We start from the raw sequence: 12,751 nt of genomic DNA, 5'->3' as shown, positions 1-12,751 counted from the left end.
CCGATCATAATGACCGGCCCTTATTAATTAGCTTAAGTCTGAGTTAAATAGCGTTTCGCTTATTTAGCGAATTCAACACCAATCTCGATGTCACCATTTAGCGTTTCAAGCATGCTATCTAAAGCGTTACGTTCGAAGTCACTTAGCTCACCGTAGCTAAGGATCGCTTCAGCGCCCTCTTTGCCTAGTTTAACTGGCTGTGCGAAGAATGGAGCGTGCTCGCCTTCACCTTCAACGTATGCACATTCAATCACGTTTTCTTCACCTTGAAGTGCTTTAACTAGTGCAAGACCGAAACGACAAGCCGCTTGACCCATAGACAGTGTCGCACTGCCGCCGCCAGCTTTAGCTTCTACTACTTCAGTACCTGCATTTTGGATGCGAGTCGTTAGCGCTGCAATTTCTTCATCAGTGAACTCTACGCCTTCAACTTGAGAAAGTAGAGGAAGAATCGTTACGCCTGAGTGACCACCGATAACAGGAACACGGATGTCGCCTGGATCTTTGTCTTTTAGTTCAGCAACGAACGTTTCAGAACGAATCACATCAAGAGTCGTAATACCGAATAGACGACGCTTGTCGTAAACGCCCGCTTTCTTCAGTACTTCAGCCGCGATTGGCACTGTTGTGTTTACTGGGTTAGTAATGATACCAACACAAGCAGTCGGACAAGTAACTGCGATTTTCTCTGCAAGAGACTTAACAATGCCAGCGTTCACATTGAAAAGATCCGCACGATCCATACCAGGCTTACGAGCAACACCCGCTGAAATAAGTACAACATCCGCACCTTCTAGTGCTGGTGTTGGATCTTCACCCGCGTAACCTTTGATCGAAACAGGCGTTGGGATATGGCTAAGATCGGCAGCAACACCCGGTGTTACCGGAGCGATGTCGTAAAGTGCAAGATCTGAACCAGCAGGTAGGCGGTTCTTAAGTAGTAGGGCTAGGGCTTGACCGATGCCACCAGCGGCACCAATAACAGCTACTTTCATTGTTATTCTCCTTGAGAGCTTTCTCTTATAGATTCTTTGTAGGGTAATTCTTGAGCTAAATCTAAGTTAAAAAACTATATTAATCACAAAGTGATTACAATCAATTAACGCTAGCTTTGCGACTTCGCGCAAGTCAATAAAACCGTGCTACACAGCAAGTTCGCATTATGGCGATAATCGACTGAAATAACAAAATAAGTCGTCGCAAATAACACATTATTCTATTAAATATTTACAGTGATATGACTAACAAATTACAGGGATGTTTTGGCTAAAATTGAATATGTATGCGAAAATATGCAAACATCTTTGTTAATGAATAAGAATGACATATGCGCAATACAGAAAAGCAAGACAACTTAGTTCGTGCATTTAAAGCCTTACTAAAAGAAGAACGTTTTGGCTCACAAGGCGAAATTGTGGATGCCCTAAAACACGAAGGTTTTGAAAGCATCAACCAGTCTAAAGTCTCGCGTATGTTAACCAAGTTTGGTGCCGTTCGAACTCGTAACGCAAAAATGGAGATGGTTTACTGTCTTCCTGCTGAGCTAGGTGTTCCGACCGTTTCTAGCTCTTTACGAGAATTAGTACTAGATATTGACCACAACAATGCATTGGTGGTGATACACACAGGTCCTGGTGCGGCGCAGCTGATTGCTCGTTTATTAGACTCACTAGGTAAGTCGGAAGGTATACTGGGCGTAGTCGCAGGTGATGACACTATCTTCATTACTCCAACGTTATCGGTTACCACTAAGCAACTGTTTGATTCAGTGTGCGAACTGTTTGAATACGCTGGATAATTGATCGCTGTTTCATAACTATCAGCCTTATTAATGGATCACGAGTATCTATTTGCTTCGTGATCCAAATCACATCCTAGAATATCCATACCTCCCTTCCAAAATCACACTAAACCATTGATTTTAAAAAACTCAGTAGCAAATCAAACACGAGATCAAGACATCATTTGTTAGATTTTTTAGCTATATCTTTTAACATTCGAGTAATTTTCTGCCAATTTTTGATATTATTCAGCCACTTTTTCATCACATGGATTGAAAAAGGTGCCGTTTCCAAATAGGAAACTCCTGAAGCAACTACACTTGTTTCAGGGTTAATAATGAATAAAGGAAGGGAAATTCATGGCATTTACCAAACTTATTAAAGTTGGTGCTATTGCAGCTGCTGTAATGGGCGCTGGCGCTGTTAACGCTCAAGAGTTCATCACGATTGGTACTGGTTCAGTTACGGGTGTTTACTACCCAACTGGTGGTGCGATTTGTAAGCTAGTGAACAAGGGCCGCAAAGACCACAACATTCGTTGTTCTGTAGAGTCTACTGGTGGTTCAATCTACAACGTTAACACCATCCGTGCTGGTGAACTAGATTTCGGTGTTGTTCAATCGGACTGGCAATACCACGGCTACAACGGTACAAGTAAGTTCAAAGATCAGGGCGAATACAAGAAACTTCGCGCGATGTTCTCTCTACATACAGAACCGTTCAACATCATCGCTCGTACTGATGCTGGCATCAACAATGTGTCTGACCTAGCAGGTAAGCGTGTAAACATTGGTAACCCAGGTTCTGGTGACCGTGCAACGATGGGTGTTGTAATGGACGCTATGGGCTGGACTAACGACAGCTTCAAGCTTGCTTCTGAACTTAAAGGTTCTGAGCGTTCACAAGCACTTTGTGATAACAAGATTGATGCATTCATCTACATGGTTGGTCACCCGAACGGATCAATCAAAGAAGCAACAACGTCTTGTGATGCAAAACTGGTTTCAGCAACAGGTCCACAGATCGACAAGATCGTAGCTGAAAACCCATACTACGCTTACAGCACAGTTCCTGCTGGTATGTACCGTGGTACTGACGCTGACGTAAACAGCTTCGGTGTTGCAGCTACTATGGTAACAACTTCAGACGTTTCTGAAGAAGTTGCATACAACGTTGCTAAGGCAGTATTTGAAAACTTTGACACTTTCAAACGCCTACACCCAGCATTTGCTAACCTGAAAAAAGAAGACATGGTTAAAGCGGGTATCTCTATCCCTCTTCACCCAGGCGCAGCAAAATACTACAAAGAAGTGGGCCTTCTAAAGTAACTCTACTTTAAGCCTACTACACCAATAAGGAGGCTAGCCCTCCTTATTGGCTTTTCACGTTTTATAAAAATAATTTAAGTGAAAAGAACAGCCCTTTAAGTTTCTCCAATTTGGAGGACTTACCTTCGTATCAAGCCTAAGACAAAGACGAACAAAAAACGCATTTCCCTATCCATTCACTACACTAGATAGGAAATAAATAACGTTTGGTTGTTCGTAAGAAAAGGCAGACCATCAATAATAAGGATAAAGTACATGACGCAGACAACATCACCGTCTCCAGATGTGCAAGAAATGGTGGCACAATCAGATACTGGTGCGCGTAGCCCTCGTGGTATCCAAGGCCGTATTTTATGGTTTGTGCCTCTATGTTGGTCACTGTTCCAACTTTGGTATGCATCTCCGCTGCCGTTCATTTTTAACTTCGCAATTTTAAACGACACTGAAGCTCGAGCAATTCACCTTACGTTTGCTATTTTCCTAGCCTTTACCGCTTATCCAGCCATGAAGAATTCGCCTAGGGATCGCATCCCCGCAGTCGATTGGATATTAGCGCTTGTAGGTAGCTTTTCAGCTTCTTATATCTATATTTTCTATACTGAACTCGCTGAGCGATCGGGCGCACCAACAACATTCGATATTGTTGCGGCTGTATTCGGTATGGTTTTACTGCTTGAAGCAACACGACGCGCTTTGGGTCCACCTCTTATGGTTGTGGCAGCAGTATTCCTACTTTATACCTTTGGCGGCCCTCACATGCCGGACGTTATTGCCCACAAAGGTGCGAGCCTGAACAAGGCAATGTCGCATCTGTGGCTAACAACTGAAGGTGTATTCGGTGTGGCACTTGGCGTATCAACGTCATTCGTATTCTTGTTTGTACTGTTTGGTGCAATGCTAGAACGTGCTGGCGCCGGTGCTTACTTTATTAAAGTTGCATTCTCACTGCTTGGTCACATGAAAGGCGGCCCAGCGAAAGCAGCCGTTGTCGCATCAGGTCTGTCTGGTTTGGTATCAGGTTCATCTATCGCGAACGTGGTAACCACGGGTACCTTTACTATCCCGCTAATGAAGCGTGTTGGTTTCCCGGGCACTAAAGCAGGCGCAGTAGAAGTCGCGGCTTCAACCAATGGTCAATTAACACCACCTATCATGGGTGCAGCAGCCTTCTTGATGGTTGAGTATGTGGGCATTTCGTATGTAGAAGTAATCAAAGCCGCGCTACTGCCCGCTCTGATCTCTTACATCGCTCTGATTTACATTGTTCATCTAGAAGCATGTAAAGCAGGTATGACTGGCCTACCTCGTCGCCACACACCAACTATCGTACAAAGCTTACTGTCTTTCACGGGTACCATTTTAGGTCTGTGTGTTATCAGTGCCGCAGTTTACTACGGTGTCGGTTGGACGAAAGATGTCTTTGGCGATGCTGCAACACCAATCGTAACGGTGGCTCTATTAGTCGCTTATGTCGCTCTGGTTCGTGTATCAGCAAAATACGCATCTGAAGGCGGCATGGAAATCGATGCGGATCTCAAAGAAGTTCCGGATCCAGGTCCAACAATTAAGTCTGGCCTGCACTTCCTATTGCCTATCGTGGTGCTTGTTTGGTGTTTAACAGTTGAACGTTTCTCTCCAGGTCTGTCGGCATTCTGGGCGACCGTGTTCATGATCTTCATTCTGATCACTCAGCGTCCGTTAATGACTCTAATGAACAAATCAGACGATCTTGCAGAGCAAACTAAAGCTGGCTTCGTTGATCTCGCAGAGAGCTTGGTTTCAGGCGCACGTAACATGATTGGTATCGGTGTCGCGACAGCGGCTGCAGGTACGGTTGTAGGCGTGGTGACTCTAACGGGTATCGGTCTAGTAATGACGGACTTCGTTGAGTTTATCTCAGGCGGCAGCATCATTCTTATGTTGCTATTCACTGCAGTAATCAGCTTGATCTTAGGTATGGGCTTGCCAACAACGGCGAACTACATCGTTGTATCAACGCTGATGGCTCCGGTAATCGTGACCCTAGGCGCTGCGCACGGCTTGATCATTCCATTGATTGCGGTTCACTTATTCGTGTTCTACTTCGGTATTCTTGCGGATGATACACCTCCGGTAGGTCTCGCGGCGTTTGCAGCAGCGGCAATTGCGAAATCAGATCCGATTCGTACTGGTATCCAAGGCTTCACCTATGATATCCGTACCGCAATTCTACCTTTCATGTTCATCTTCAATACTCAACTACTACTGATGGGCATTGATTCTTGGTGGCACTTAGCACTAACGATTTTCTCATCTGTGACTGCGGTACTTATCTTCGCAGCTGCAACACAAGGTTGGTGGTTCACCAAGAACAAGTGGTGGGAAACGGTGCTGCTTATTGCATTAACCTTCACTTTCTTCCGCCCTGGCTTTTGGTGGGACATGATTTACCCAGAGAAAGTTCTTTCACCTGGAGTTGAGATTGCTCAAATCACGGAAAAGCTGGATGTGGGACAATCACTTGAACTTAGAGTGGGTGGCGAAAACTTAGAAGGTGACTATTCTGAAAAGACAGTTCGCCTGCCGTTTGAAGATTCTGCGACCTCAAGTGAAGATCGTATTGCCTCTATGGGTCTAATGCTGACTGAATCAGAAGGCAAGATGATTGTTGATATGGTTGAGTTCGGTAGCCCAGCAGAAGCGGCTGGTATTGATTTCGATTGGGAAATCAAATCCGTTATCCAAGATGCAGATCGACCAATGAAAGAGTGGGTATTCTTACCAGCTCTGATCATTTTGATTGGTTTAGCGATGAACCAAAGAAGACGTGCTCGTAAGGATGAGATTAGCGCGTAATGGATAAGGCTGAGTAGTGCTTAGCGCTATTTGGCTTTATTACATGGAAAGGATAATTACAGTGCTAAGTGAAAGCTTAGCGCTGATTAAAAAGAGACGAATACATGTATAAACAAATCCTTGTTCCTGTTGATCTTAATGACAAAGGCTTTTCTGATAAGGCAGTCGAACTGGCGGTATGGCACGCAAAACACAGCAATGCTGAAATCCACATTCTGAACGTACTACCAGGCATTCACATGTCGATGGTGGCGTCTTACTTCCCGAAAGATGCAGCGAACCAAATGAAGCTTGATGTTAAAAATCAGCTCAAAGAGTTTGCCGACAAACACATCGACGATGAAGTGGTTTACAAAGTTCATGTTGCTGAGGGTAAAACCTACGCGACGATTCTTGATTACGCAGAAAAGCTTGGCGCCGACCTTATCGTGATGCCTAGCCATAAGCGTTCAAAAATCGACAAAGTGGTACTTGGCTCGGTTGCAAGCAAAGTAGTACAGAACTCACCAATCAATGTATTGGTGGTTAAACCGCAAGGTTAAGTCATTTAATCGACACACAATCTAAAAAGGTTGGCCTACAGGCCAACCTTTTTTGTTTTGCGTTCGCACCATTTAATTCTTTAATCAACTCACTAAGTTCTGCGGATTACCCTCAACAAACCCATCAATATTATCGATTAAGATATCAGACAGTTTTTGAATCGAGCTGTCGCTGCCCCACGCCACATGTGGAGTGAGTAATAAGTTCGGTAAGTGGCTATTAGCCAATAGTGGATTTGAGTTGTCGGCTGGCTCTTGTGTAAACACATCCATACCTGCGCCTGCAATCTCATGTTTTTTCAAAGCCTCAACTAGGGCTTGTTCATCTACTAGACCTCCGCGCCCGGCATTAATTAATACCGCGCTCGATTTCATCATTGTGAGCTCTCGCTCTGAAATCAGATTTTGGGTCGCATCAGTCAATGGGCAATGTAGACTGATCGCATCCGCTTGCTTCAATACCGTATCAAAAGGTAGATACCCTTCTCGACAAGACTCTGCTCCTTTTCGCTCGGCAAACATCACCTTCATACCAATCGCTTTGGCTAACATTGCGGTGGCTTGACCTAAGCTGCCACTCCCCATCAACCCCAGTGTGCTGCCAGCCACATCTTGAATCGGATGAGTAAAGAAGCAGAACTGCTTGTCCTTTTGCCACTCGCCCGCCTCAATGTCTTTATGATAACCAACAAGGTTTCGTTTAAGTGCAAACAGCATTGCGATGACATGTTCAGGAACCGATTGAATCGCATAGCCTTGCACGTTTGTCACTGCAATGTTTTTAGATTTGCAGTATTCCACATCGACATTATTAACACCGGTCGCTGAAACCGCGATCAACTTGAGTTGTTGTGCTTGAGCTAAATTATCAGCGTTGAGCACAACCTTATTGGTGATAACAACATCTGCTCCGACAACGCGTTCAGCAACGAGTTCTGGAGCAGTAAAGTCATACTCTACCCACTCATGTTCAAAGCTGAGAGGTTTTAAATGGATTTGAGATGGGATAGTGGCTCTGTCGAGAAAGACCACTTTCAACTTCGGCATTGTACGTCCTTGAATTGGTATTGATGAGACCATTCTAAGCTTTTAGCTTAGTGTAATCTGGAAGCTCTGGCGCAATTTCAAAGTGCTGCTCGATTTGTGGCGATGCTTGAGGATAAAACTCACACGGAACAAAGGCTTTGAATAACTGATCATTGGCCGGGTGATAAAAACTGAGTTCACACGCGTGCAGAGCCAACCTATCGCTATAGTTAAACGCATCTAGCGTTGCATAAAACTCATCACCCACAATTGGGTTCCCTATTTCCATACAGTGCACTCGCAACTGATGGGAACGCCCGGTAATCGGCAGTAACTTCAATAAGGTCGTTTTTACCTCTTCTTGCTCAACCACATAGCGAGTCTGAGATGATTTACCATCCTCGAAACACACTTTCTGCTTCGGCCGGTTTGGCCAATCGCAAATAAGAGGGAGGTCAATCAAACCTTCAGCTTCTTCTACTGAACCCCATACTCGGGCGTAATAGAGTTTGTGTGTCAGTCGATATTGAAATTGCTTCTTCAAATGACGCTCAGCTTGTTTGTGTTTAGCGAGCAGCATCAAGCCCGATGTCGACATGTCTAATCGATGCACGACTTGAATCTCTGGAAATTCGACAACCAAGCGACTCCACATACTGTCGTAATGCTCAGGTAACCTACCCGGAACAGAAAGCAGGCCTGCAGGCTTGTTCACCACAAGAATATCGTCATCTTGATAAACAATATCAATCCACGGTTCACGTGGTGGTGTGTACTGTTCTAACGCCATTGAAGCCTCTTAATTGCTAGTGAACAAATAATTCACGGTTGATTCGTTTATAAATAAATACAATTTTCAATATTTTCGTACATAAAAGTTGACGGCTTTACAAAACATGGTATTGATAGGGTAACAGATAATAAGAAGTCAGCATCAAAGGAAAAACGATGGACAGTACGGTTAAAACCACCAACACAAAAACACCAACCTCAGCTCCCCTATCAAGTTTAATTAAGTCTCTTGGTCCAGGCATTATGATGGCCGCAGCGGCTGTAGGTGGTTCTCACTTAGTCGCCTCAACCAAGGCGGGTGCGATTTATGGTTGGCAGCTTGCCGCTCTCATTATCCTCGTTAACGTATTTAAATATCCATTCTTCAGAGCCGGCATCCAATACACGCTAGGAACGGGTCAAAGCTTGGTGGAAGGTTACTCTAACCTAGGCCGCCCATACCTTGTGATCTTTTCGATCTTGAGTGCCATATCTGCGGTCGTGAATACCGCTGCCCTGCTATTATTCAGTGCAAGCCTACTCAGTTACTTTGTTCCTTTCGATTTAGCCACTAGCACCTTGTGCATGATCGTTTTAGCGACCTGTTTGATCATTCTGTTTGCTGGCCATTATCGTGCTCTAGATACACTATCTAAAGCGATCATGGCGATCTTAACCATCACAACCTTAGCTGCAGTCGCCATTGCTATCGGCTCTCCAGTCGAACCTGATGCTGCTTTTGTTCCACCGTCGCCTTGGTCATTGGCTGCTATTGGTTTTATCGTGGTGACCATGGGTTGGATGCCTGCGCCTATCGAAATATCAAGCATCACCTCTATGTGGCTAAAAAGCCAAAAAGAGAAGCAGGAAGTGACCGCACAATCAGCGCTGTTCGACTTTAACGTTGGCTACATTGGTACGGCGCTGCTTGCTTTAGTATTCGTTGCGTTAGGCGCGCTAGTACTTCACGGTTCGGGAGTTGAACTGTCTCGCTCCGGTGTTGGCTTTACTCATCAATTGGTCGGCATCTACGCTTCGACAATTGGTGAATGGTCTCGCCCGTTAATCGCTCTTATCGCTTTCTTCTGTATCTTTGGTAGCACCATTACCGTTATCGATGGCTACTCACGCGTGCTTGCTGAATCACAACGTCTATTATTCAAAAAAGATTCAAGCCCAAGAATGCTGCAAGGCTGGATAATCATTGTCTCTATCGCGGCACTCGCGATTGTGATGTTCTTTAGCGCAGCACTGATGCCTATGCTCGATTTCGCAATGGTACTCGCGTTTGCAACAACGCCATTCTTCGCTCTGCTTAATTTCATCTTGGTCAACAAAGCTAAGCTTCCAGAAGCGCTAGCCATTGGCAGCAAACTAAAATGGTTGTCTGTAGCAGGTCTTGTTTACCTATTTGGTTTCCTAGCGGTATTTGTTTGGTGGAAGTGGTTAATGTAACCAGCTACTTGAATTGTTAATTAAGCTACAGATACAAATAAGGCCTTCATAATGAAGGCCTTATTTCGTTGAAGCATTTCGCTAATTCAAAACTAGTTGTGAGAAACCACAATCAAGCGTAATGAATCTAGCTGAACCTGAGCTTTGCTGATGTAACCGGTCAGTTCATTGATTTGAGCTTCGATTACCTCTAGCTCTTCATCACGAATATTAGGATTCACGGCTTTAAGCGCTTGTAGACGCTCTAATTCACCGTTCAGGTTAGTCTGCATATCTCGTTGAGCTTGTTCACGCACTTCTTCCACTTTAGGAAGTACGTGCGTCTCACCCGCTTCGATTAGCTTGTGAATTTCACCTTGTACCGAGTTAACTAGCTTGCTCGCTAGGTGACGGTTTACAGGGCTTAATTGACGGTTAAAGCTGTCGAACTCAACCTGAGCTGATAAGTCATTACCACGGCCATCCATCATCAAACGAATTGGCGTCTTAGGCAAGAACTGGCTGATACCGCTGCGTTTCGGCGCTTGCGCATCCACAAGGTAAACCAGCTCAAGCAGGATAGTACCCACTGGCAGCGCTTTGTTTTTCAGTAGTGATACCGCTGATGCACCAACACCTTCACTCAGTAGCAGATCGATACCGCCCTGAATCATTGGGTGTTCCCAGCTAATGAAGTTCATGTCTTCACGAGAAAGCGCAGTATCACGATCAAACGTGATGGTTGCGCCTTCGTATGGTAAGCCTGGGTAGCTTGGCACCATCATGTGCTCAGACGGCGTTACAACCAGAGCATTCTCACCCTTGTCGTCTTGGTTCAAGCCAATCGTATCGAACAGGCTTAGTGCAAACGTTACTAGGTTAGTGTCGCCGTCAGTCGAGGCAATCTTCTCTGCAATTTCATGCGCTTTGTCGCCGCCGTTTGAGTGCATTTCTAATAGGCGATCACGGCCTTTTTCTAGATCTGATTTCAGGCTTTGATTTAGCTTGGCAGACTCTTCAATCACTTCATCAAGTTGCTCAGTGTTACCAGAAGCCAGCATCTCGATAAGAACATCTGAGTACTTATCGTAAACCGTGCGACCCGTTGGACAAGTTTCCGCAAATGCATTCAGACCTTCATCGAACCAACGCGCAAGGATCGCCTGTGATGTGCCTTTTAGGTAAGGAACATGAATGTCGATATCACGCAGCTGACCGATACGGTCCAAACGGCCAATACGTTGCTCAAGCAAGTCTGGGTTGAATGGAAGATCGAACATCACAAGTTGGTTAGCGAACTGGAAGTTACGACCTTCAGAGCCGATTTCACTACAGATAAGAACCTGAGCGCCGCCCTCTTCTTGAGCAAAGTAAGCCGCAGCTTTATCACGCTCTAGAATCGACATGCCTTCGTGAAATACGGTTGCACGCACACCTTCACGCTCACGCAGTGCTTGCTCTAATTGAAGAGCCGTTCTTGCACGAGAGGCGATCACTAGGATTTTCTCGCTGCGCTTGTCTTGGATCTTTTCAATCAACCAGTTAACACGTGAGTCGAACTGCCACCAGCTTGAATCTTCACCTTCAAACTCTTGGAAGATCTCTTCTGGATACAGCATCTTCATTGCACGAGCTTCGGGAGCCATTTTGCCACCGATCATGCCAGATACACGCATTGAGGTTGTGTACTGCGTTGGAATCTCCATCGGCAGTAGGTTTACATTACGCTTAGGGAAGCCTTTGATTGCAGCACGTGTGTTTCTGAAAAGAACACGGCCGGTACCATGGCGATCCATAAGGTTATCAATCAATTCTTGGCGAGCTAACGCTTGCTCTTCTTCGCTGCTATCACCTTCAATCACACGGAACAGAGGCTCAACATCTTGCTCAGAAAGCAGTTCCGTAATCTGGTTCTTCGCGCTGTTTTCAAGCTTCACTCCAGAGAACAGAGCCGTTACTGCATCAGCAACCGGTGCGTATTGGTCTTCTTCTTCAACGAATGCTTCGTAATCGTAGAAGCGATCAGGATCAAGCAGACGCAGACGTGCAAAGTGGCTCTCACGACCAAGCTGTTCAGGCGTTGCTGTTAGTAGTAGCACACCAGACGTATTTTCCGCTAAGCCTTCAACCACTTGGTATTCACGGCTTGGTTTGTCTTGGCTCCACTCAAGGTGGTGCGCTTCATCGACAACCAACAAGTCCCACTCGCCTTCAAGTGCTTGCTCGTAGCGCTTACGGCTCTTACGTAGGAAGTCCAAAGAACACAGAACGTACTGCTGGGTATCAAACGGGTTGTCTGATTCAGCAAACGCTTCAATACAACGCTCTTCATCGAAGATAGAAAAATGCAGGTTGAAACGGCGCATCATCTCTACTAACCATTGGTGTTGTAGAGTTTCAGGAACCACAATCAGAATGCGTTCAGCACGGCCAGACAGCACCTGTTGGTGGATGATCATGCCCGCTTCGATGGTTTTACCTAGGCCCACTTCATCAGCCAGTAAAACGCGCGGAGCGTGACGACGACCCACTTCATGAGCGATGTATAGCTGATGAGGGATCAAGCCAGCACGCATACCACACAAGCCACGCATCGGGCTCTTGTGTTGTTGGTACTGGTTGCTTAGCGCACGGTAACGCAACACAAAGTTATCCATACGGTCGATTTGACCTGCGTATAGCTTATCTTGTGGCTTGTTAAAGCGGATCTGGTTGCTTAAGAAGATTTCACGCAGAGTGACTTCTGTTTCTTGGGTATCTTCGCGAGTACCTAAGTAGGTTAGCAGCCCTTTGTCTTCGATAACTTCTTCGACAGACAGAGACCAACCTTCTTGGCATTCGATGACATCGCCTACATTAAACGTTACTCGGGTTACGGGAGCATCAGTACGTGCATAAACACGGTTTTCTTCTGACGCTGCAAACATTAGTGTCACTGTGCGAGCATCCATTGCTACAACGGTACCTAAACCTAAATCGCTCTCCGTATCGCTTATCCAGCGTTGCCCCAAAGCAAATGTCATGAATCGACTAC

Annotated in this window: 9 protein-coding genes; 5 read left to right on the top strand and 4 right to left on the bottom strand. The window is 45.5% G+C overall.

Translation table 11 applies throughout. From position 1 onward, the window contains the following. Positions 1 to 59: 59 nt before the first annotated feature. Positions 60 to 995 carry a malate dehydrogenase gene (gene mdh, locus AB4482_RS01810; RefSeq protein ID WP_009847834.1) on the bottom strand — a complete coding sequence of 312 codons (936 nt, stop codon included), beginning with the start codon at positions 993 to 995 and terminating at the stop codon, positions 60 to 62. Between the two features lie 332 nt (positions 996 to 1,327). On the opposite strand from mdh, the gene argR reads away from it, so the two are divergent. The 4 genes from argR (at position 1,328) to AB4482_RS01790 (ending at position 6,486) form a co-directional block, all read left to right on the top strand. Continuing rightward, positions 1,328 to 1,798: a transcriptional regulator ArgR gene (argR, locus tag AB4482_RS01805; RefSeq protein ID WP_004740827.1), complete on the top strand. Its 471-nt coding sequence runs from the start codon at positions 1,328 to 1,330 to the stop codon at positions 1,796 to 1,798. 342 nt (positions 1,799 to 2,140) lie between these two features. Then, entirely contained in the window at positions 2,141 to 3,109 is a 969-nt protein-coding gene (locus AB4482_RS01800) for a TAXI family TRAP transporter solute-binding subunit (protein WP_017061374.1), read from the top strand. 255 nt (positions 3,110 to 3,364) lie between these two features. Beyond that, complete coding sequence (locus AB4482_RS01795; protein WP_065584689.1) at positions 3,365 to 5,944, top strand: TRAP transporter permease; 2,580 nt, start codon at positions 3,365 to 3,367, stop codon at positions 5,942 to 5,944. A gap of 104 nt (positions 5,945 to 6,048) precedes the next feature. Then, on the top strand, positions 6,049 to 6,486 hold the full coding sequence (locus AB4482_RS01790; protein WP_004740830.1) for a universal stress protein: 438 nt from the start codon (positions 6,049 to 6,051) through the stop codon (positions 6,484 to 6,486). 84 nt (positions 6,487 to 6,570) lie between these two features. On the opposite strand, the gene AB4482_RS01785 is transcribed toward AB4482_RS01790, so the two are convergent. Both AB4482_RS01785 and AB4482_RS01780 read right to left on the bottom strand, forming a co-directional pair. After that, positions 6,571 to 7,533, bottom strand: coding sequence for a D-2-hydroxyacid dehydrogenase (locus tag AB4482_RS01785; RefSeq protein ID WP_372180458.1), 963 nt, complete (start codon positions 7,531 to 7,533; stop codon positions 6,571 to 6,573). A gap of 34 nt (positions 7,534 to 7,567) precedes the next feature. Next, on the bottom strand, positions 7,568 to 8,302 hold the full coding sequence (locus tag AB4482_RS01780; protein ID WP_372180457.1) for a pseudouridine synthase: 735 nt from the start codon (positions 8,300 to 8,302) through the stop codon (positions 7,568 to 7,570). Positions 8,303 to 8,460: 158 nt separating this feature from the next. On the opposite strand from AB4482_RS01780, the gene AB4482_RS01775 reads away from it, so the two are divergent. Next, entirely contained in the window at positions 8,461 to 9,738 is a 1,278-nt protein-coding gene (locus AB4482_RS01775) for an NRAMP family divalent metal transporter (protein WP_017061369.1), read from the top strand. 92 nt (positions 9,739 to 9,830) lie between these two features. Here the strand turns inward: AB4482_RS01775 and rapA are convergent, their stop codons facing one another. Next, a complete protein-coding gene (gene rapA, locus AB4482_RS01770; protein WP_372180455.1) occupies positions 9,831 to 12,740 on the bottom strand; it encodes an RNA polymerase-associated protein RapA in 2,910 nt (969 codons plus the stop codon). Positions 12,741 to 12,751 lie beyond the last annotated feature (11 nt).

This window comes from Vibrio sp. 10N.222.55.C7, from assembly GCF_041473335.1.
Lineage (GTDB): Bacteria > Pseudomonadota > Gammaproteobacteria > Enterobacterales > Vibrionaceae > Vibrio > Vibrio crassostreae_C.
The sequence above is the reverse complement of the archived record's forward strand: the minus strand, read 5'-3'. Positions and strand labels throughout refer to the sequence as shown.